The organism is Streptosporangium sp. NPDC005286 (assembly GCF_040607515.1).
GTDB lineage: Bacteria > Actinomycetota > Actinomycetes > Streptosporangiales > Streptosporangiaceae > Streptosporangium.
Genome location: NZ_JBEXGU010000162.1, coordinates 1 through 20758, shown reverse-complemented (window position 1 = coordinate 20758; position 20758 = coordinate 1). Strand labels below are relative to the sequence as shown.

Genomic DNA, 20758 nt, shown 5'->3' with positions numbered 1-20758 from the left:
CTCGATCGCCCCGGCGATCGAGGCGGGAATCCGGGGCGCGAAGAACATGCCCGACAGGATCATCGTGCGGGTGCCGCTGCGGGCGGCGGTCTCGGCCAGGGAGCGGGCCAGACGGGGCCGGAGCAGCGGCTCGCCTCCGGTGAGCATGACCAGCTCCGGCCGGTCCGCCGGGGTGAACGTCCCGGCGAACCGCTGGAAGATCTCCCCGGGGTGCTCCTCGGAGCCGGGCAGCGAGCCGGTCGAGCAGTGACCGCAGCGCAGCGGGCACCGCCGGGTGATCGCCATGAGCACCGCGGCGGCGGGTACCGGGCGCAGCGCCAGGATGTCCATCAGGTGCACGGGAGCACCTCCGGGGGTTCCCCGGCCAGCTCGCGCAGGAGCGCGGCCGCGGCGCGCACGGTGTGCAGGGCGCTGGTGCCGACGGCGGCCTGCTGCTCGCGCGTCGGCCGCAGGCCGTCGAGCATCCGGTCCAGGCCGTCACGGTGCCCCGGATCCAGCGCGGCGTGCCGCCACAGGGTGCGGAAGGCCGCCCGGGGGTATCCGGTGCCCCGTTCGAGGTGTTCGAGCAGTGCGGGGGAGGGCGCCTCGCCCTCCAGCACCGCGACGTATCCGAGCAGCGCGACGGGGTGGTGGTGCAGCACCCAGTAGTACTGGGCCCCGACGAGTTCGGCCACCGACGGGGGCGGCGTGCGGCGCAGCAGTTCCTCCGCCGAGGGCTCGATCGAGGCCAGGTCCTCGCGCAGCCAGTCGTCGTGACAGGCCTCCTCGGCCGCGTGCCGGTCCAGGTACTCGCCCAGCTCCCCCTCGCCCAGCTCCACCGCCCTGGCCGACGCGGCCCGCAGCAGTGGTACCGAGGCTCTGATGACCATGTGCATCGTGCACAGGTAGTCGCGGTAGCGCCGTCGAGGACCGGGGGCGCGCCACAGCGTGCTCTCCGCGCTCCTGAGCGCGCGGCCGGCCAGGTCGATCTTCGCCCGCAGGATGGCGCTGGGGGGTGGCATCGGGCTCCCGTCGTCTGAACGAAGTGTCGGCTCGGCCGGTTGGATAACGGTTGAAACCCGGTATGGAAGTACCTGGTGCCGCGCCCTGCCAGGGGCGGTGCCATGCCTCAAACCGGATTCCAACCGCGATCAAGGCGCGCTTTAACCGGGTGCTCGCACACTGGGCGCCACGTGCCGAAGAGGGAGCCGGACATGGCGGACGTCGCGGTCGAGACCAGCGAACTGCGCAAGACCTACGTGAGCTCGTCCGGGGTGACCGAGGCGGTGGCCGGGCTCACCCTGCGAGTGGGCAGGGGGGAGCTGTTCGGCCTCCTCGGGCCCAACGGGGCGGGAAAGACGACGACGATCGGCATGCTCACCACCAGGATCGTGCCCACCGGCGGTGTGGCCAGGGTGGGGGGCGCGGACGTGGTGCGCGAGCCCATCGCGGTCAAACGCCACATCGGTGTCGTGGCCCAGTACAACAACCTCGACCGGCAGCTCACCGCGTGCGAGAACCTGGAGTTCCGCGGCCGGTACGCCGGGCTGCCCGCGAAGGAGGCCAGGCGGCGGGCGCTCGAGCTGCTGGAACGGTTCGGCCTGGGGTCCCGCGCCACGGCCAGGATCACCGAGATGTCCGGCGGCCAGGCGCAGCGCGTCATGATCGCGCGGGCGCTGATGCACCGGCCGGACATCCTCTTCCTCGACGAGCCCACCTCGGGTCTGGACCCGCAGACCAGGGTGAACCTCTGGGACACCCTGCGGGAGATCCGCGCCGGGGGCCAGACGATCGTGCTGTCCACCCACTACATGGAGGAGGCCGAGGAGCTCTGCGACAGGATCGCGATCATCGACCGCGGAGCCGTGCTGGCCTGCGGGGAGCTCGCCGAGCTCAAGACGGCGACCGGCCTGCGGACCGTGCTGACCCTTACCTACGACGGGGACCCGGAGAAGCTCGTCGAGCAGGCCCGGCGGCTGGCGGGGGTCGCGGACGCCGAGGCCTCGGAGAACCGGCTGCGCGTCTTCACCCTGGCGCCGGAGGGCATCCTCGCCGCCCTGGTGAGCGCGGGCCAGGACGCCGGGCTGGCGCTGGCCGACGTCCGGGTCGTCCGGCCCAGCCTCGAAACGGTGTTCCTCGCCCTGACCGGGCGGGAGTACCGGGATTGACCTCCTCCCCGCGGCATCGCGCCGTGCCACCTCTCCCGGGGCCAGAGCCCGGGATCTCCCCGCTCAAGGAGATGCGATGACGGCATCGACCATCGCGCCGCCGGCCGCGTCGCGCGGCTACGCGCGCACCTTCGGCGCGCTGCTCGCCAGGGACCTGCGGGTGCTGCGGCGGGACCTGCCCTCCTTCATGGCCCGCACCGTGGTCCAGCCCGTCCTGTTCATATTCGTGTTCGCCGTGGTCCTGCCGCGGATCGGGTACGGGGCGGGGCAGGGACTCTCCGAGGCCGGGCGCGCGGAGACGTTCGCCACGATCCTGGTCCCCGGCCTGGTCGCCTCGGGCATCGTGCTCCAGGGCATCTTCGCCGTGACGACCCCGCTGGTCATGGAGCTGTCCTACACCAAGGAGATCGACGACAGGGCGCTGGCCCCGATCCCGGTCTGGGCCGTCGGGGTCGAGAAGATCGTCGCGGGTGCGATCCAGGGGGTGATCGCGGCGGTGGTCGTCTTCCTCGCCGTGCTGTTCGTGCACGGCCCCGGCGAGGCCCCGAACATCGACTTCGGTCGCTGGCCGTTGCTGATCGCGGTGCTGGTGCTGTCGTCCCTGCTGACCGCCTGCCTGGGCCTGCTCATCGGCACGCTGCTCCCGCCCCAGCAGCTCAGCGCGCTGTTCGCGATCTTCATAGTCCCGCTCATGATGCTCGGCTGCGTGTACTACCCCTGGTCCGCGCTGGAGGCGCTGCCCTGGCTGCAGACCGCGGTTCTGGTCAATCCGCTGGTCTACGTGAGCGAGGCGCTGCGCGGCGCGCTGAGCCCCGCCGTCCCGCACATGCCGGAGGCGGTCGCGCTGGGCGTGCTCGCCGCCGGGACGCTCGCCACGGGCGCGCTGTCGCTGCGGTCGTTCGCGCGGCGTCTGGTGGGTTAGCGGTGGACGGCGATCTGCCCCGGCGATGGTCCGGCGACCCGGTCGGCCGCGACGCCGAACTCGCCGGCCTGCGCGATCTGCTCGGTTCGGCGCGGCTCGTCACGCTCACCGGCGCGCCGGGGGTCGGCAAGACCCGGCTGGCGCACGCGTACGCCCATGCCCGGGCCGGCGCCTATCCCGACGGGATCTGGTTTCGCGACCTGACCGCCGGTCTCGGTGATCTCACCGGCCTCGACGCTCTTGCCGTGGTCCCCGGCGACGGGTCCGCGCTGCTCGTGCTCGACACCTGCGAGCGCGTCGCCGACCGGTGCGCCGTGACCGTTCCGGAGTTGCTCGGCACCCACCCCGGGCTCCGTGTGCTGGCCACCAGCAGGGAGCCGCTGAGCGTTCCCGGCGAGGTGACCTACCGCCTCGCCCCGCTGGACGTGGCGCGGTCCGCCCGCCTGTTCGCCGAACGCGCCGCGGCGCAGGGACGGCCCGCCAGCCCGGAGACCGCCGAGGCGGTGGAGGAGATCTGCCGCCGTCTCGACGGCCTGCCGCTGGCCGTCGAGCTCGCCGCCGCGCGCTCGATCATGCTGTCGCCGGCGCAGATCGCCGAGCGGCTCGACGACCCGCTCCGGCTGCTGGCCGGGGGGAGCCGCACCGCCCACCCCAGGCACAGGTCGCTGGAGGCGGCGATCGGCTGGAGCCACGAGATGCTCCCCGGGCGGGAGCGGCTGCTGCTGCGCAGGCTCTCGGTGTTCGAGGACGGCTTCGTCATCGACGACGTGGAGGGAGTCTGCGCGGGCGCGGGTATCAGGCCCGACGTCGTCGTCGACCTCCTGGCCAGGCTCGTGTCCAGGTCCCTCGTCGAGTGCGACACCGCGGGCACCGTGACCCGCTACCGGCTGCTGCGGGTCGTGCGCGCCTACGCGGGGCAGGAACTGCGCGCCGACGGCGAAGCCGAGACCGTGCGGGCGCGCCACGCCGAGTACTACGCGGCGCTGGCCGAGCGGGCGGCGGAGGCGCTCACCACGGGCGCCGCCACGCCGCACCTGGAACGCGTCGAGGCCGCCTACGCCAACATGCGGGCGGTGCTGTGCTGGTGCGTCTCCGGCGGGCCCGCGACGGTCGGGGCCAGGCTGGCGAGCGCGCTGGAGACGTACTGGATCGTGCGGGGCCGCCCGCGCGAGGGGCGCGGCTGGCTCGCCTCGCTGGTCTCCGCCGGAGGGCTGGTCCACGGCGAGGTGCCGGCCGCCGCGGCGCTGAGCACCGCGGTGCTCTGCTGCGCCCTCGGTGAGTACGCCGACGCCGCGGACGCCTGCCGCCGGGCCCTGGCCATGTTCCGCGAGCTGGGGGACGAGGCCGGGCAGACCCGGGCCCTCGCGGTGCTGGCGGGCCTGCGGACGATGAGCGAGCCCGCCTCGGCCAGCCGTACCCTCACCGAGCTCGCCGCCCAGGGCAGGGCGCCGGCGGGCCACGCGTGGAACTGCGCGCCGCTCGTCCTGCTCGGGCACGCCCGCGTCGCCGCGGGGGACCTCAGCGGGGCACGCGCGGCACTGGAACGGTGCGTCGCCATCGGCCGCAGGCACGGCTCGGAACTGAGCCTGGAGATGGGCCTGCTGGCCATCGCGCAGGTGGCCGTCTACCAGGGCGCCTACGCGGAGGCGGAGAGCGCGCTCGGACAGAGCCTGGCCGCCGCCGAGCGGATGGGCGACGTCTGGGGAAGGGCCGCGGTGCTCAGGGGGCTGGGGGAGGTGGCCTCCTGCCGGGGGCGGTACGGCCAGGCGGGGGAGCGGCTCGCCGAGGCGGTCGAGATCGCGCGCTCCGCGGGCTCCCCGCCGCTGCTCGGTGACTGCCTCGACACGCTCGGCAGGATGCTGCTCGACATCGGCGAGTACGAGGCGGCCAGGGAGGTGTTCTCCGAGGTCGCCGAGGTGGGCGAGCGCACCGCCGCGCGGCTGGCGGCGATGGGGCTGGCCGGTCTCGGCGCGGCGATCCTGGGTGCGGGCGGTGCCGCCGCGGCCGCCGCGGCCCTCACCTTCGCCGAGGAGGCCATGGCGCGCGCACGCGAGACCGACGACCGGCCGCTCACCTGGCGGTGCCTGTTCACCCTCGGCCGCGTCACCCGGTGCGCCGACCCGGTACGTGCCGCCTCCGCGCACCACTCGGCGCTGCGGGCCGGTGCCGCCATGGGCCTGCGCGCCCAGACGGCCGACTCGCTGGAGGCCATGGCCGGGCTCGCGGCAGGGCACCACCGCCACGAGCACGCCGCCAGGCTCTTCGGCGCGGCCCAGTCGCTGCGCGACCGGCTGGGACTGTCGCGTCCCCCGGCGATGGCGCCGCAGCACGAGGCGGACCTGGCCGGGGTGCGCGCGGCGCTGGGCGCCGACGCCTTCGCCGCCACGTGGGCCGAGGGCGCCGGGCTGGACGTCGGCCAGGCCGTCGTCTACGCGGGCAGGGGCCGGGGGCCGCGCGGGCGGGGGGTCGGCTGGGCCGCCCTGACCAGGGCCGAACGCCAGGTGGCCCTGCTGGCGTCCGGCGGGCTGACCAACCGCGAGATCGGCGCGAAGCTCTTCGTGTCGCCCCGCACGGTTCAGGCCCAGCTGTCCAGCGTGTTCGCCAAGCTCGGCCTGTCCTCGCGCAGGGATCTGGCCCGCGAGTACGACTCACGCGCCAGATCCCTGCGCGAGCAGGACTCACCCCTCCTCGCGCAGCGCGACGACCCCGGTGGCGCAGAGGATCCTGAAGGCCGCGTCGCATACCTCACGGGTCGGCTCGGTGGCTGAGCCGGCCCGCGTCTTGTCCCGCCACTCACCGACCGTGATCCCCACCGCGGCCGCCTCGAAGGCGGCCAGCAGCGGGCCGGTCAGCGGGTAGCCCACCGCGCCGCCCCGGGGGAACAGGTAGCCCTGGCGTTCGTGGGCGAGCGCGTCGAAGGTCAGCGTGAAGTCGCGCAGCAGCAGGTGGACGGGGTGGTCGGCCCAGTGCACGGCGTCCGGCGCGACGCCCGCGACGAGCGCGCCGTCGGCGAGCCCCGGTGGATCCTGCGCGGTCGTCGCCCGCTGGGCTCGGACCGCGGTGTCCCAGGCGAGCCCGTCGAGTAGCAGGCGGCGCACCCCGGGGGGCAGGTCCGCCTCCTCGATGAGGGGCGCGGGGTCGGTGCCGGAGCCCAGGTCCAGGCGCTCGGCCCAGTCCGCGACGTCGCAGTCCGCGACCGCGATCATGCAGCGCAGCAGGGTGGGCGCGATGTCCTGCAGCGCCTCGACCCGCCCGGCGAAGACCATCGCCCGCCGGTAGTCCTCGGTGCCGAAGCCGCGCGAGCTGACGACGAGCGGGGGCTGGAAGTCGAAGAACTCGATCCCGTACTGCTCGGCGTACTCGAAGAAGTCGGTCCCGGGGAAGGCCATCAGCGGTGCGAAGTGCACCTTCTCCACACCGCTCGCGTAGGCGAAGCGTACGCTGTCGCGGACCTTGTCCGCGTTGTCCCCCGGCATGCCGATGATGATGTCCGCGGCCAGGGCGTGGTTGTGGTGGCGGCGGATGAGGGAGGCGGCCTGGGCGAACCGCTGCCGGTCGAACCTGCGGGCCGCCAGTTGCAGGGTGTCGGCGTCGGACGACTGGATGCCCAGGGTGATCACGCGGCACCCGGCGCGGTTCATCGCCCGTACGTAGTCGAGGTCGACGTGTTTGACATCCGGGTAGACGTCCACCACCGTCCCCCGGTTGTGCTCGGCGACGATCTCGAAGATCTCCATGGCCCGGTGCCGCGAGATGCCCAGGTGGGCGTCGCACATCCGCAGGTAGGGGATGCCCCCGGCCAGCAGGTAGGTCAGCTCGCGCTCGACCCGCTCCATCGGGAACGCGCGGAGTTTCGGCGCGCTGTAGAGGCAGAACCTGCACTTCTGCCGGCATCCCCGGCCCGTCTCGTAGGCCAGGACCGCGCCGGGCCTGCGCCGCAGGATCGGCTCCAGGGGGAGTCTGTCGGCGGTGAAGACCAGCGGCAGCGCGCCCAGGTCGACGTCGGGTGGGTCGTCGTTGTGCACGGGCTCGCCGTCGACGCGCCGGGTGAGGCCCGCCACCGTGTCCAGGTCGCCGCCCCGCGCCAGCTGTTCCAGCAGGTCGGGGTAGGCGTCCTCGGCCTCGCCGCGCAGCACCAGGTCCAGCCACGGGTACTCGCGCAGCAGGTGGGCGGCCATCCGCCGGGAGTTGGCCTGGGCGCCGCCCCACACGACGCGGCAGTCCGGCAGGTGCCGCTTGACGATACGTCCCATCCGGGTGAACTCATCGTGGTTCCATACGAACGCGGAGAAGGAGATCACGTCCGGCCGGTAGTCGAACAGCCGCGCCATGAAGGCGTTGTAGTGCCCCAGGTAGTCCTCGGCCAGGTTGCCCACGTCCTCGTGGAACCAGACCCGGTGCTCGACCCGCGACGGGGGGAGGCGGTCGGCCACGGCCGCCCGGATCAGCTCCACCCCCAGCGAGAACCCGTCGTCGTTGGAGTAGACGAGCACGGCCTTCAGGGTCATGACGATCTCCCCGCTGTCGCTTTCGGCGTCACTGCCGACGTCACTCTCGGCCGTGCGGAGCGCAGTGCCTCGGCGAGCCTGTCGAAGGCGGCCGCCGCCCGCGCGTGCGCCTCCCGATAGGCGATGGCCTCGATCGGCTCCTCGTCCAGCGCGCGTTCCACGATCCCGATGAGGTCCTCGCCGGTGTGCGCGTTCCAGTGGCGGTGCGCCATGCCCAGCTCGCCGGTGAGCTCGTGCAGCTTGCTCGTGCCGTTGCGGCGGCTCCAGAACGGGTCGACCGCCACGAACGGGGTGGCGCCGCGCAGTGCGAGGATCGCGCTGTGGTAGCGGGAGACGAGGACGAGGTCGCAGCGGGAAAGGGCCTCGGTGAGCTCCTCGGCTCCGGTGGAGGTTCTCCGAAGGGGCACCTCCCGGATGTGGGCGCCCGGCACCGACCGGGCGAACCGGGCGCCCACCTCCTCGTCCCCGTAGATGTTGGGCACCGTGATGAACTCGATGTCGGCGAAGCCCGCCAGCTCGATCAACGTCAGGCCCAGCTCCGTCACGAACCCCAGCGCGGCGGCCCGCTCCCCGGGACTCGTCGCCTCGGCCATGACCTGCTCCGGTGGCACGCACAGCGCGAGGTCCGCCGCGCCGTGCCCGGCGAGGTTGCGGCCGACGAGGTGGGTGACCAGCTGCGAGGTCACCCCCGGGGCGCCGACGGCGACGCCGATCAGCGGCCGGCGCCGCCCCGGGCGCGGCGGCCGGGGCAGCGGCTCCAGCGCGAAGGCGGGATCGGGGACGACGGTCGTGTCCGGCACGCCGGTCGCCTCGCCCATCCGCAGGGCGGCTCCCGCGCCGCGCACGGTCAGGTGGTCGATCCGCTCCCGGACCGCCCTCAGGTAGCCGCGCCAGTCGTCGCGCGCCGCCGCCGGGGTGTCGTCCTGCAGGCCCACACCGTGCCAGGCGACCCACACGCCGGGGTCGAACGCCCGAGGGTCGCCGCCCAGGCAGAACACCTGCATGATCGGGTGCCGGAACGGCGGGCCGCTCCACAGGCCACCCGCCATCACGACGGCGTCGAACGATCCCGCGCCGGGCCAGTTCCCCTCCCCGTCCACCCAGAGCGGTGCGGGCTCCGCCGCCGTGCTCCACGGGCAGAAGTGCCCGAAGACGGCACCCGGCAGGCGGCGGGAGAGCTCGGCCTCCGTCACCGCCGCCAGCAGCCGGTCACCGATGTTGGGCAGGCTGCTCCCCGCCCAGATCGCGATCCGCCGGGACATCTCGCTCACCCGCCGATGGGGAACGGCTGGCGCAGGCCGAACTCTTCCCAGCCGCGGCGCTCGGCGTACTCGTTGTAGACCCCGCCGCACTGCGTCCGCAGCGGGCAGCCGTCGCAGGGCGGCCCGTACGAGCGCATCTGCTCGTCCATGAACGCGTCGTAGTCGTCCAGGACGTTGCCCTGGTACATCATCCGGATCGAGCGCGTGCCGTCCTCGATGGCCAGCGCCTCGTGCGGGGTGACCACGCAGAGCGGGAAGCCCTCCAGCGTCAGCCGCGCCGGTGAGGCGAGCATCATCTCGATCACCGGCAGCAGGTGCCTGCGGGTCTCGGCGACCGTGGGCGCCTGCATGTCGAGGGCGAAGAAGCCGCTGCCCACCGGGTGCAGGTTGGAGATGTTGACATGGTCGACCTCCAACTCGACGCAGAGCCGGCAGATGTCCATCAGCCGGCCCATGTTGAGCCGGGTGATGACGGTGTTGGTCCGCACGGCGACGCCCGAGCGCTTGGCGTTGCGGATGCCCTCGATCGTCTCGTCGAACCCGCCGGGCGTCTGGGTCAGGCAGTCCTGGATCACCGAGGTGGAGCCGTGCAGCGAGACCACGAACAGCTCGACCCCGGCCTCGGCGAGGCGCTGGGTGAACTCCGGGTCCTTCAGGCGGCGCGCGTTGGTCTGGATCTCCACGCGCGGGTACTCCAGCAGCCGGATCGTACGCAGCAGCTCGAACAGGCGCGGATGGATCGTCGGCTCCCCGCCGTGCAGGTTGACCGACGCGTACCCCTGCCCCGAGTTCTCGGCGAGGAAGCGGATCAGGTCGCCGTACTCCACGCTGTCGGACTTCGCCAGCGGCGACCCCACGACGCAGAAGCCGCACTTCTCGTTGCACAGGTCGGTCACGTGCATGCTCAGCTGTTTCATGTCCACCTCACACCAGGCCCAGGCGGCGCGCCGCCGAGGCGAAGACCTCGGGGGTGCCGGGATGATCGGTCAGCGTCTCCAGGTACGCGGCCCGCTCGCGCGCCAGGCCGTCCTGGACCCCCCGGTCGTACAGCACGCCGTGCAGCGCGGACAGCACGGCGGGCTCGTCGAGCAGCTCGGCGTGAGCGAAGGTCGACATGTAGGGATTTTTCGCCACGATGGGGTCGAGGAAGCTGTGGAACCCCAGCGGCCACATCCGGAACGGATACATGGGCAGGGTCCGCGACAGCCAGGAGCGCACGTCCTCCGACAGGCCGGACAGCTCCGCCTCGACCCGGTCGATGTCCGGTTTCTCCGGGACGTCGAATCGGTTGGTCAGCACCAGCCCGGGGATGTCGGACAGCACGGCCCTGGCCAGGGTGGTGGCGCCCAGGTTGAGCGTCAGCACCAGGTCGACCGAGCCCAGCAGCACGTTGAACCGGTGCGGCGAACAGGCGGGGATGACGTGGGCGCGGTCGGCCAGGTCCGCCAGCACCGGCGGCACGCTGCCCACCAGCACGAAGCGGGCGCTGGGCGGCAGCTGCCGTAGGTAGTGCACGAGCAGTTCGGGAACCTGGTCGGCGATCCGGTCGCCGTTCTCGTCGGCGTACCTGTCCTGCTGCCATCCGGCCACCGCGAGCAGCACCATCCGGTCCTCGGGCGCCATCCCGAAGGTCTCGCGCAGGTGGTGGCGGGTGCGGCGGCTGACCCGCTCGTTACCCTCCCACAGGCGGAAGGGGTACGTCCGGGAGTCGGAGTCGAGGTGGCAGATCGGTACCGGGCGCAGGTGGGTGGGCATGTCCATGATCCGCCGGGCGACGCTCATCGCCTTGCCCTGGAAGACGTCCACCGCGAACTCGGTGTTGGCCCACTCCCAGATGTCGATCGGCATGATCGGCAGGCCGTACCGCTCGATGAACCACGGGTCGACGCCATAGCGCTTGGGGAACACGCCGCAGTAGGTGAAGTAGTCGGACAGCACGATCGCGTCCGGGCGGAAGTCGCGGACCGTCTCGTCCACCAGCAGCGTGGCGAAGGAGCCCATCGAGTTGTTCAGCACCAGGTACGGGAACCCGCTGCCACGCAGCAGCTTCTCCGACGTGGGCTCGACGATGAAGAAGCTCTCGATTCCGGCCACCCTGAGCTGGCGGGCCAGCGACATGCCGATCAGCGTCTCGCCGTATCCGGCGCTGCTCATCGCGAAGAAGAGAAGCCTCACGGACCCACCGCCAGAAGTGAGGGGCCTTCCATGGACCGGCGGACGGCGAGCGGCGTCCCGACATCCTGGAACGCGCCGCCGGGGAACTCGACGGCGCGGACCCGCAGGCCGCTGCGGACCGCGAGGTCGAAGTAGTGGCCGAGCACCGGTTCACCGTTCCGGTGGCTGTCGTTCTGGGGGGCCTTTTCCCGGGTGTCCTGGAGCAGCCCCTCGTGCAGGAGCCTCGCGAAGGCGTCCCCCCAGATCGCCGCGCCCCAGGTGTTCATGACCGGCGGGTCGGCGGGCTTGTCGAACACCCGGTGCACCCGGTCTCCACGCAGGATCACCGGGCCGAGGCGGTGCGCGTCCGGCGTGGGGAAGACCGCGAGCGCGAGGTCGGCCCCCGTCTCCTCGTAGACGTGGCGCAGCCGGGTCAGCGCGTCGGGCGGGGTGAAGACTGTGTCGGGCATGACGAACACGACGTCGCGCCCCCTGGTCCATCCCCGGGCCAGGTCGAGCGCGCAGGCCAGGCCGCGCGCCTCCTCCTGGAGGAGGTAGGCGATGTCGACGCCGAGGTGGCGCCCGTCCCCGAGATAGGCGACCACCTCCAGCTTCCACGGAGCCACCACCACGATCGCGCTGCCGACCCCCGCACCGGCCAGCGACTCCAGCGCGTACTCGGCGACGGGACGTAGCCGGGCGCCTCCCTCGGCCTGCTCGTACACGATGGGCAGCAGTTCCTTGGGGTAGCGCAGCGGGGCCATCCGGGTGCCCCGGCCTGCGGCGGGTACGAGTCCGACGAAGTCCGTGCTCGTCAAGTGCCACTCCTTACTGGTTGGGGAGCGCCGGGTGCGGGCCGCGGTTCGGCAGGTCGCTCGCCGAACCGGACCAGCCGGATGGCGTCGATCAGCTCGCGCTGGAACGGGTCGGCCGCGATCTCACGCAGCCGGGCCCGCCCGTCGAGTGAGCGGAGCATCTTGTAGCAGAGGTCGCAGCCGTTGGTGAAGGTCGCCCCCTTGAACAGCCCGCGCACCGCGGGGGAGGAGGCCACCATGCGTGCCACGCCCTGCGGCCCGTACACCCGCAGGAACTGGTATTCGTAGTTGCGGTCGGCGTCGGCGAGGATCTCCTGGAACGACTTCTCGTGCAGGTTGCCCATGAAGTAGGCCAGGTCGGAGAGCGTGACGTAGGCCCCGGCCTTGCCGATGTGGCAGGCGGACAGGTCGCCGTTCGGGTTGATCAGCGGGGTCTCCAGGTAGCACGAGGCCGAGAAGTGCTCGGGGTCGGGGGGCAGGCCCACCTGGTGCGCGGTCTTGATGAACGGGGTGGGGATCACCCGGTCCACATGCACCCGTACCCGGTCCTCGAAGCGCCGGTACAGCCTGCGGATCTGCTCCTCCTCGTGGTCCTCGGCGATGGTGATGCAGAGGCTGATCTCTGGGATCTCCCTGGCGATCGCCCCCTCGATCACGTTGACCACGTGCTGGGTGGGGACGCGTTCCTGGTGGTAGACGTCGGTGCTCAGAAAGAGCCGGGTGAGGCCCGGCAACTGCCCGAGGATCTTGTCCACCGTCGCGGCCGAGCGGCCCCAGAAGCTGCTGGTGAACACCGAGATCCGTGGCCTGCCGGGGTGGCCGGCGGCGGCCCCGACCCCGGATCTGAGCATCCGGAATCGCTGGAAGGGCTCGCCGCCGGTGAAGATGATCTCCGGGATGCCGCTGTCGCACGCCTGTGCCACCCAGCGCCCGATCTCGTCCGCGGTCGGCTGGCGGTCCCGCGTGGAGCCGGTGAAGCCGCAGTGCCGGCAGCCCACGGTGCAGATCTCGGTGACGCTGACCAGTATCGAGTTGAAGTGCACGACACCCCCAGAGGCGTTTAGTAGTAGCCGCCGCCGCCGGGTTCCTTGACGGGGACCGTGTGCGCCTGGACTGCGGGCTTGAGCAGGCCGGCGCCGGCCAGCTCCTTGATCTGGTCGATGTGGTCGGCGCCGAGGTTGTACTCGGTGGCGACCGACTCGGGGTCGCTGAGCAGCTGCTCGGCGAACCCGGGGTCGGATGCGGCGCGCTGCACGAGATCGCGAACGCGTGGAGACGACTCGCTCATTGGTCCCTCCCATGGGACGGGGTTTCGTGGGCCGGTCGGGCTTCCCACGCGATCAAGGTATGAATCCGGCGGTCCCCGAACCACCGCCTGGCAGGCGTATTCCGGGGCCGTCAGGAGGCGGAGGGCGCACCTCGGACCGGCTGCCCGGCCGCGCGCGATGGCCTATGCGCCCGGCGCGGTGGCCTAGATCCCCACCGGTGTGGCGTAAACGGCGCCCGGCGCGGGCGGGGGCGGCCACCGCGGCGCGAGGCGGCGTACCGTCGGGGGCATGCTCAGGTTCGCCGAGCTCGACGCCCTGCGGCGGCAACGCGGAAGGTCGGCCCTGCTCCTCATCACCGACCGGTGCCCGGTCGGCTGCGCGCACTGCTCGGTCGACTCCCGCCCGGACGGCCCGCGCGTCACCGACCGTGCCCTCTTCGCGGAGATCGTCGAAGGGCTCTGCGAAGACGAGGCGCTGCGGGTCGTCGGCGTCTCCGGCGGGGAACCGTTCGTGGAGCGGCGCGCCCTCGCCCACGCGGCCCGGCGGATCCACGCCTCGGGCAAGGCGCTGGTCCCCTACACCAGCGGCTACTGGGGCGCGGGCGGTGATCCCCCCGGATGGATCCGGTCCGTGCTGCGCCTGTCGGCCTGCGTCGTACTGGGCGTCGACGCCCACCACCCGAGCCCGCGCGCCGCCGTGACCGCCGCCGCCCGCGCCGTCGCCGCCGAGGGCGCGTGGCTGGTGGCGCAGGTGCTGGACGACCCCGCCCAGATCGAGACGGCCCGGGACCTCCTCTCCGGCGCGCTGGGGGACGGCTGGCGCGATCTCGCCGAGATCCACCCGGTCCCGCCGCTGCCGTACGGCCGCGCCCGCGGCCTGTTCCCCGAGGCCCGTCGCGTGCCCGGCGCGCGGCTGGGCCGGTGCGCGATCGCGCACACCCCGACGGTCCGCTACGACGGGCGGATCTCGGCCTGCTGCGACGAGAACGTCATCATGGGGGCCGGCCCGCCCGACCTGCACCGCGTGGCCCGCGACCGCGACGGTGTGCGCCGGGCCCTGGCCGATCTCGCCGCCGACCCGTTCCTCGCGGTCCTCGGCTCCCTGGGTACGGAGGCGCTGACCGCCCTGCCCCGCTACCGTGACCTCGCGGAGCGGGAGTTCTCCGGCATCTGCGGGATCTGCCGCCACATGCTGAGACGCGCCGCGGGCGAGCGCGACGCCCTCCTGCACGCGCTGGCGCTTCTTTCACCGCCCGGGGAGGCGGACCCCCTGGGGTGAGCCCGCCTCTCCGCGAGGGCGGAGGGCGGGCTCCGAACGCCGTCAGCCGAACGCAGTCAGCCGAACAGGGCCCGGCGCAGCGCGACCACCCGCTCGGCGGAGGCGCGGCGGCTGATCTCCGCCTGCGGGAGCATCCCGTCGAAGCCGTGGAAGGCACCCGGGTAGAGATGGAACTCGGTGGAGACACCCGCCTGAACCAGCCGCAGGGCGTAGTCGACGCACTCGTCCCTGAAGACCTCCAGCTCACCGACGTCGACGTACGCCGGGGGCAGGCCCGACAGGTCGGCCGCCCTGGCCGGGGCCGCGTACGGGGAGACGTCCTCGCCGCCTGCCCGCTCACCCAGCAGGGCCTTCCAGCCCAGGAGGTTCGCCGCCCGGTTCCACACGATCGCCTCGGCGAACTCCAGGCTGGACGGGGTGGTGTTGCGGTCGTCCAGCATCGGGCAGATCAGCAGCTGGAACGCCAGGGCCGGGCCGCCCCGGTCGCGGGCGAGCAGTACGGTTCCCGCGGCCAGACCGCCTCCGGCGCTGATCCCGCCCACCGCGATGCGATCCGGGTCCACCCCCAGTTCGACGGCGTTCTTGGCGGTCCACACCAGGCCCGCGTAGCAGTCCTCGACCGGCGCCGGGTCCGGGTGCTCGGGAGCCAGGCGGTAGTCGACCGAGACGATCACGCATCCCAGTTCGGCGACGTAGCCGTTGAGGCGCGCGTCCTCCATCTCGACCTCGCCGAGGATCATCCCGCCGCCGTGGATCCAGTACAGGCAGGGAACGGCTTCCCGCCGCCCGGCCGGACGGTAGATCCGTAGCCGGACGTCGGGGTCGCCGTCCGGACCCGGCACCGTTCGGTCCTCGATCGTGACCCGCTCGTCCGGCGCGAGCGGAGCCATCGCGGCGCGCGCCGCGCTCAGCTGGAGACGGATGCCGGGCAGGTCCTCCAGCCGTAGGGCACCGAGGTCCGCGACCGGCAGGGGGGTCGCCTCAAGGGCGGCAGCCAGTCCGGGATCAAGGTTCGGATGAAATGCCATGTCACTCCCATGAGATCGGTCCCTTCCGTCGATCATGCGTGAACCCGCACCCCTCCACAACCGCGACATGGCTGGGATGAGGGCACCGCCGACCGCCACCCGGAGGCCGCCCCTCGGTACGACGGGAGGGACCCAGCCGGCTCGGGTCCACGTGTGAGGGGGGAGAGGTGAATTCCGTACCGATCGCGGAAGCCGCCACCGGAAATGAACCCCGATAAAAATCATTGGCGCCGGGGGCCGACTTTGCCCTTCAATGAACAAAGGCAGGGGCACCCGCTCCGGCTCAGGGAAAGGAGCGGCCGTGAACCACGGTGCATCGCCGGTGTGGCAGCTGAAGCTCCCCGCGTCTTCCCTGCTCAACAGCTTCGGTCAGGTCCCAGGACGGTCAGGCGGATAAACCCCGAAAGGGAAACCGCCGAGCCGCTAGAGACCCCGTCGCAGGCGGCTTCTTCATTTCCTTGGCTGCTTTCGCGGTGGTAACCGGACGGCTGATTTCCGAGATGGACAACTTCACAGTGCAGCACGTTGAACGCGAATTCGTTCGGGCTCCCCTTCCGGAGGGCGCGAAAGGATTCACCCCCGGGAGATTCCGGGGAGACACGCCGCAGAGGCCGAACCGGTAAGGCAGCCGGCTTCCACCCGGCAGGACGGGGTTCGAGTCCCCGCTGCGGCTCCGCCCTGAAAGAAGAGGGCCATGGGACTGGGACTCGGCGAGGGGAGTGGCGACCCCCGCCCGGTCGGCAGGCCCGCAGCGCGTCCGGTACGGCCCACGCCAACCGGCCCGGACGCGTGACGGAACGTAGCTCAGCAGGAGGAGCATCCGGCCAGGGACCGGAAGGCCGCAGGTTCGACTCCTGCCGTTCCGACGACACCGTGTCACCACGACACGGGCGATACGGAGCCGTGGTGCCCGCCGCCGGGAGGCGGGCGCCACGGCAACGCAGCACCGAACACGGCACCACCGGCGCGCCGCCCGGCGCGCCCGGCCGCTCTGGCCCAACGGCAGAGGCGCCGCGCTCAGGACGCGGATGTTCAGAGTTCGAATCTCTGGGGCGGCACGTGATACGACGCCGGAGACGGCAGGGGTGGCTATCCGCCGCTCCGCCAGGGCAGCAGGACCGGTTCGGCGGGAAGGTCCCCGGCCAGCAGGCCGGGCAGCAGGGCCGGCAGGTTGACGGGGAAGACCAGCTCCCGGGTGGTCAGGAACTCCCGGTGCGGCCACCAGCGGTGCGCCGAGATCTGCGAGCGCTCCAACTCCTCCTGCCCCGAGACGTCGACGGTGTGGCCGTCGACGCGCAGGAAGAAGAACGAGTCGGTCGCCTCGACCAGCACGTCGCCGAACTCGGCGAGGCCGGAGGTGCGGGCCACGACGGGCCCCAGCCGCTCCTCCGCGACGTCCAGCCCGGTCTCCTCGCGCAGCTCGCGGACCGCGGCGGCGGCCAGGCTCTCCCCCTCGTGCACCCCTCCGCCCGGGGTGACCCAGAAATGCTCGGCGGGCCAGTGCGCGGGAGCCTGGAACCGGAACAGCAGGAGGCGGTCGTCGTCGTCGACCAGCAGGACCCGGGCACTGGGACGGGAGATCGGGGCAGCCACCTTCCCGATCATAGAAGAGCCTCCCGTCCGCGGGGTCGTTCGCGCGACGCCCGGCGGTTGACGGCCGGGGTACGGGTGAGAGCACGGCGCGTCGCCGAGGCCGGGGCACCCGCTCGTCCCGCGCGGTGGCGGGAGCCGGTGATCGGGTGTCAAGCGGTCGTCAAGGTATGCCGGGCCCCGTGCGGGGGAGGCGTCAAGCCTGGGTGCCTGGGCGTATGGAAACCGTCAAGCGGCGCAATAGGCGCGGAAAGCAGCGCTTTCCTTGCATGTGCCCTGCCCGTCGGGCGGTGGTGAGAACAAATCCCGGATGCGAGGAGTGGGGATGGCAGACGTCATCTTCGTCGCCCTGACGATCGCGGTCTTCGCGATACTCGGGCTGGTCGTCAAGGCGGTGGAACGGCTGTGAGCGCCGTCAACGCGGCCGGTCTGGTCGTGGTCGTCGGCCTGGTGATCTTCATGGTCGTGGCCCTGCTCTTCCCGGAGCGCTTCTAATGACGTCGACCACGGCCGGAGTCCTGTTCATCGGATCCCTCGTCGTCGCCCTCGCGCTGGTCCACCGGCCGCTGGGCGGCTACATGTACCGCGTCTACACCGGCGGGAGGCACCTCGCCCCAGAGCGGGTGATCTACCGGCTCATCGGCGTCAGGCCGGACGCCGAGCAGGGGTGGGGTGGCTACGCCCGCAGCGTGCTGGCGTTCTCGGCGATCTCCGTCCTGTTCCTGTACGGACTGCAGCGGCTGCAGGACAAGCTGTTCCTGTCGCTGGGCTTCCCCTCGGTGACCGACCACGTCGCGTGGAACACCGCGGTCAGCTTCGTCACCAACACCAACTGGCAGGCCTACTCCGGTGAGTCGACCATGGGCCACCTGGTGCAGATGTCCGGCCTGGCGGTGCAGAACTTCGCGTCCGCCGCGGTGGGCATGGCGGTGGCGATCGCCCTGGTCCGCGGTCTCGCCCGCAAGGAGACCGGGGAGCTGGGCAACTTCTGGGTGGACCTGGTCCGCGGCACCCTCCGCATCCTGCTGCCGATCGCCTTCGTCGGCGCGGTCGTGCTGCTGGCGGGCGGACTGGTCCAGAACCTCGCCTCCCCGCACGAGGTGACCACCCTGACCGGCGGCACCCAGGCGATCACCGGCGGCCCGGTGGCCAGCCAGGAGATCATCAAGGAGTTGGGCAACAACGGCGGCGGGTTCTACAACACGAACTCGGCCCACCCCTTCGAGAACGCCACGAGCTGGACCAACTGGGTGGAGATCTTCGCGATCCTCCTGATCCCGTTCGCGCTGCCCCGCACGTTCGGCCGCATGGTCGGAGACAGGCGGCAGGGCTACGCGATCGTCGCGATCATGGGGATCCTGGCGCTGATCGGCGTCGCGCTGCTCACCGGGCTGGAGACCGCCCACGGCGGCACGGTCCCGCAGGCGGTGGGCGCCGCGCTGGAGGGCAAGGACATGCGCTTCGGCGTGCCCGACTCCGCCGCCTTCGCCGCCGCCACCACCTTGACCAGCACCGGCGCGGTGAACTCCTCCCACGACTCGTTCACCGCGCTCGGCGGCATGTTCACGATGTTCAACATGATGCTGGGCGAGGTCGCGCCCGGCGGCGCGGGCGCGGGCCTGTACGGCATGCTCGTCCTCGCGGTGATCACGGTATTCGTGGCCGGGCTCATGGTCGGACGTACCCCCGAATACCTGGGCAAGCGGATCGGCGCCCGCGAGATCAAGTTCGCCGCGATGTACTTCCTGGTCACGCCGGTGCTGGTGCTGACCGGCACGGCGCTGGCGATGGGCTCGGCCGAGCAGCGGGCGAGCATGCTCAACACTGGCCCGCACGGCTTCTCCGAGGTGCTGTACGCCTTCACCAGCGCGGCCAACAACAACGGCTCCGCGTTCGCCGGCCTCACCGCCAACACGCCGTGGTACGACGTGGTCCTCGGCCTGTGCATGGTCCTCGGCCGGTTCCTGCCGATCATCTTCGTACTCGCGCTGGCCGGCTCCCTGGCCGCGCAGGCACCGGTGCCCGTCTCAGCGGGCACCCTGCCCACCTACCGGCCGCAGTTCGTCGGCATGGTCGTCGGTGTGACGGTGATCCTCGTCGCGCTGACCTTCCTGCCCGCCCTGGCACTCGGCCCGCTCGCGGAGGGATTCCAGTGATGTTCACCCGGACGTTCCAGATGCCGGGCCATACCCCCACCCCAGGGAACGGCAGGGTGGGCGGCGGTCTCCTCCACCCCAGGCAACTGATCACATCGCTGCCCGAGGCGATCAGGAAGCTCAATCCGGCCACGCTCTGGCGCAACCCGGTGATGCTGATCGTCGAGATCGGCGCGGCCTTCACCACGGCGCTCGCGGTGGTGAACCCCTCGTTCTTCGCCTGGGCCACCGTGGTGTGGCTCTGGCTGACCGTGCTCTTCGCCAACCTGGCCGAGGCCGTCGCCGAGGGGCGCGGCAAGGCACAGGCGGCCACGTTGCGCGCTGCCAAGCGCGACACCACGGCGCGGCGGCTGCGTGGCCGCGACTCCACCGAGTGGGACGTCGTCGGGGCTCCCGAACTGCTGCGGGGAGACTTCGTCGTGGTGGAGGCCGGAGAGATCATCCCAGGTGACGGCGACGTGGTCGACGGCATCGCCTCGGTGGACGAGTCGGCCATCACCGGCGAGTCGGCCCCGGTCATCCGTGAGTCGGGCGGCGACCGCTCGGCGGTGACCGGCGGCACCAAGGTGCTGAGCGACCGGATCGTCGTCCAGATCACCCAGCGGCCCGGCGAGAGCTTCATCGACCGGATGATCGCCCTGGTCGAGGGCGCCGGTCGGCAGAAGACCCCCAACGAGATCGCCCTCAACATCCTGCTGGCCGCCCTGACGATCATCTTCCTGGTCACCACCGCGACCATGCAGCCACTGGCGATCTACGCCAAGGCCCAGAACCCCGGAGTCCCGGACTCGCCCGCCCTGACCGCGGACGGCGTCACCGGCGTGGTGCTGGTCGCGCTGCTGGTCTGCCTCATCCCGACCACCATCGGGGCACTGCTGTCGGCGATCGGCATCGCCGGCATGGACCGCCTGGTCCAGCGCAACGTGCTCGCGATGAGCGGCCGCGCGGTCGAGGCCGCCGGGGACGTCAACACCCTGCTGCTGGACAAGACCGGCACCATCACCCTGGGCAACCGGCAGGCGTCGGCGTTCCTGACCGCCTCCGGAGTCTCCGCGGACGAACTGGCGGAGGCCGCACAACTGGCCAGCCTGGCCGACGAGACCCCCGAAGGCCGCTCCATCGTGGTCTACGCCAAGCAGGAGCACGGGCTGAGAGAGCGACTGCCGGGAGAACTCGCCCGCGCCCAGTGGATCGGGTTCACCGCGCAGACCCGGATGAGCGGTGTCGACCTCGAAGGCCGCCAGGTCCGGAAGGGCGCCGCCACCGCCGTGATGAAGTGGATTCGCGACCACGGTGGCCATCCCGTCGAGGCGGTCGGAGGCATCGTCGACGCCGTCTCCGGCTCCGGTGGCACCCCGCTGGTCGTCGGTGAGATCGTCGACGGCAGGGCGCGGGTGCTGGGGGTCATTCATCTCAAGGACGTCGTCAAGCAGGGTATGCGCGAGCGGTTCGACGAGATGCGCCGGATGGGCATCCGCACCGTCATGATCACCGGTGACAACCCGCTGACGGCCGGGGCCATCGCCAACGAGGCGGGGGTGGACGACTTCCTGGCCGAGGCGACCCCCGAGGACAAGCTCGCGCTGATCAGGTCGGAGCAGGAGGGCGGCCGGCTGGTCGCGATGACCGG

General features: G+C 72.1%; 18 protein-coding genes and 3 tRNA genes. 10 read left to right on the top strand and 11 right to left on the bottom strand.

The window, feature by feature from the left end:
• Both ABZU75_RS37410 and ABZU75_RS37405 read right to left on the bottom strand, forming a co-directional pair.
• Nucleotides 1–330 (bottom strand): radical SAM protein (locus ABZU75_RS37410; protein ID WP_355565148.1); only part of this gene is annotated, 330 nt, incomplete at its 3' end.
• Nucleotides 330–1001 carry an iron-containing redox enzyme family protein gene (locus tag ABZU75_RS37405; RefSeq protein WP_355565139.1) on the bottom strand — a complete coding sequence of 224 codons (672 nt, stop codon included), beginning with the start codon at nucleotides 999–1001 and terminating at the stop codon, nucleotides 330–332. The genes ABZU75_RS37405 and ABZU75_RS37410, both read right to left, overlap by 1 nt.
• Nucleotides 1002–1193: 192 nt before the next feature.
• Here ABZU75_RS37405 and ABZU75_RS37400 point away from each other — a divergent pair, with 192 nt between their 5' ends.
• The 3 genes from ABZU75_RS37400 to ABZU75_RS37390 all read left to right on the top strand — a co-directional run bounded on the left by ABZU75_RS37400 (nucleotide 1194) and on the right by ABZU75_RS37390 (nucleotide 5837).
• A complete protein-coding gene (locus ABZU75_RS37400; protein ID WP_355565136.1) occupies nucleotides 1194–2147 on the top strand; it encodes an ABC transporter ATP-binding protein in 954 nt (317 codons plus the stop codon).
• 76 nt (nucleotides 2148–2223) lie between these two features.
• The gene (locus ABZU75_RS37395) at nucleotides 2224–3069 is read left to right on the top strand and encodes an ABC transporter permease (protein ID WP_350928628.1); all 846 of its coding nucleotides are present in this window, start codon (nucleotides 2224–2226) and stop codon (nucleotides 3067–3069) included.
• Nucleotides 3070–3071: 2 nt separating this feature from the next.
• On the top strand, nucleotides 3072–5837 hold the full coding sequence (locus tag ABZU75_RS37390) for a tetratricopeptide repeat protein (protein ID WP_355565132.1): 2766 nt from the start codon (nucleotides 3072–3074) through the stop codon (nucleotides 5835–5837).
• On the opposite strand, the gene ABZU75_RS37385 is transcribed toward ABZU75_RS37390, so the two are convergent.
• From ABZU75_RS37385 to ABZU75_RS37355, 7 genes are read right to left on the bottom strand one after another with little or no spacing between them, the layout of a single operon-like run.
• Nucleotides 5748–7577 carry a radical SAM protein gene (locus tag ABZU75_RS37385; RefSeq protein ID WP_355565129.1) on the bottom strand — a complete coding sequence of 610 codons (1830 nt, stop codon included), beginning with the start codon at nucleotides 7575–7577 and terminating at the stop codon, nucleotides 5748–5750. The genes ABZU75_RS37390 and ABZU75_RS37385 overlap by 90 nt on opposite strands.
• A complete protein-coding gene (locus ABZU75_RS37380; protein ID WP_355565145.1) occupies nucleotides 7574–8839 on the bottom strand; it encodes a polysaccharide pyruvyl transferase family protein in 1266 nt (421 codons plus the stop codon). Before ABZU75_RS37380 ends, ABZU75_RS37385 begins: the two co-directional genes overlap by 4 nt.
• 5 nt (nucleotides 8840–8844) lie before the next feature.
• A complete protein-coding gene (locus tag ABZU75_RS37375) occupies nucleotides 8845–9756 on the bottom strand; it encodes a radical SAM protein (RefSeq protein WP_350928634.1) in 912 nt (303 codons plus the stop codon).
• 7 nt (nucleotides 9757–9763) lie between these two features.
• Nucleotides 9764–10993: a DUF6365 family protein gene (locus tag ABZU75_RS37370; protein WP_355565124.1), complete on the bottom strand. Its 1230-nt coding sequence runs from the start codon at nucleotides 10991–10993 to the stop codon at nucleotides 9764–9766.
• Between the two features lie 17 nt (nucleotides 10994–11010).
• Nucleotides 11011–11811 carry a sugar phosphate nucleotidyltransferase gene (locus ABZU75_RS37365; RefSeq protein ID WP_355565120.1) on the bottom strand — a complete coding sequence of 267 codons (801 nt, stop codon included), beginning with the start codon at nucleotides 11809–11811 and terminating at the stop codon, nucleotides 11011–11013.
• Nucleotides 11808–12851, bottom strand: coding sequence for a radical SAM protein (locus ABZU75_RS37360; RefSeq protein WP_355565117.1), 1044 nt, complete (start codon nucleotides 12849–12851; stop codon nucleotides 11808–11810). Before ABZU75_RS37360 ends, ABZU75_RS37365 begins: the two co-directional genes overlap by 4 nt.
• Before the next feature lie 17 nt (nucleotides 12852–12868).
• On the bottom strand, nucleotides 12869–13096 hold the full coding sequence (locus tag ABZU75_RS37355; RefSeq protein WP_350928642.1) for a hypothetical protein: 228 nt from the start codon (nucleotides 13094–13096) through the stop codon (nucleotides 12869–12871).
• Between the two features lie 268 nt (nucleotides 13097–13364).
• Between ABZU75_RS37355 and ABZU75_RS37350 the strand changes: the two genes are divergently transcribed.
• Nucleotides 13365–14354, top strand: a complete 990-nt coding sequence (locus ABZU75_RS37350) for a radical SAM protein (protein ID WP_355565113.1) — start codon at nucleotides 13365–13367, stop codon at nucleotides 14352–14354.
• Between the two features lie 56 nt (nucleotides 14355–14410).
• Here ABZU75_RS37350 and ABZU75_RS37345 read toward each other — a convergent pair whose 3' ends face one another.
• Nucleotides 14411–15382, bottom strand: coding sequence for an alpha/beta hydrolase (locus ABZU75_RS37345; RefSeq protein WP_355565110.1), 972 nt, complete (start codon nucleotides 15380–15382; stop codon nucleotides 14411–14413).
• Between the two features lie 601 nt (nucleotides 15383–15983).
• On the opposite strand from ABZU75_RS37345, the gene ABZU75_RS37340 reads away from it, so the two are divergent.
• From ABZU75_RS37340 to ABZU75_RS37330, 3 genes are all read left to right on the top strand, one after another.
• Nucleotides 15984–16055: transfer RNA gene (locus tag ABZU75_RS37340), tRNA-Gly, on the top strand.
• A gap of 120 nt (nucleotides 16056–16175) precedes the next feature.
• Nucleotides 16176–16248 (top strand) — tRNA-Pro (locus ABZU75_RS37335).
• Nucleotides 16249–16367: 119 nt separating this feature from the next.
• Nucleotides 16368–16440, top strand: a tRNA-Leu gene (locus tag ABZU75_RS37330).
• A gap of 31 nt (nucleotides 16441–16471) precedes the next feature.
• Here ABZU75_RS37330 and ABZU75_RS37325 read toward each other — a convergent pair.
• Nucleotides 16472–16975 (bottom strand): NUDIX domain-containing protein, encoded by a 504-nt coding sequence (locus ABZU75_RS37325; protein WP_355565107.1) that lies wholly within the window; start codon nucleotides 16973–16975, stop codon nucleotides 16472–16474.
• A 402-nt stretch (nucleotides 16976–17377) separates the two neighbouring features.
• Here ABZU75_RS37325 and kdpF point away from each other — a divergent pair, with 402 nt between their 5' ends.
• The 3 genes from kdpF to kdpB all read left to right on the top strand — a co-directional run.
• Entirely contained in the window at nucleotides 17378–17467 is a 90-nt protein-coding gene (gene kdpF, locus ABZU75_RS37320; protein ID WP_355565104.1) for a K(+)-transporting ATPase subunit F, read from the top strand.
• On the top strand, nucleotides 17467–19128 hold the full coding sequence (gene kdpA / locus ABZU75_RS37315; RefSeq protein ID WP_355565102.1) for a potassium-transporting ATPase subunit KdpA: 1662 nt from the start codon (nucleotides 17467–17469) through the stop codon (nucleotides 19126–19128). The genes kdpF and kdpA overlap by 1 nt, the downstream gene beginning before the upstream one ends.
• A gap of 20 nt (nucleotides 19129–19148) precedes the next feature.
• The coding region (gene kdpB, locus ABZU75_RS37310) for a potassium-transporting ATPase subunit KdpB (RefSeq protein ID WP_355565142.1) at nucleotides 19149–20758 on the top strand (1610 nt) is incomplete at its 3' end.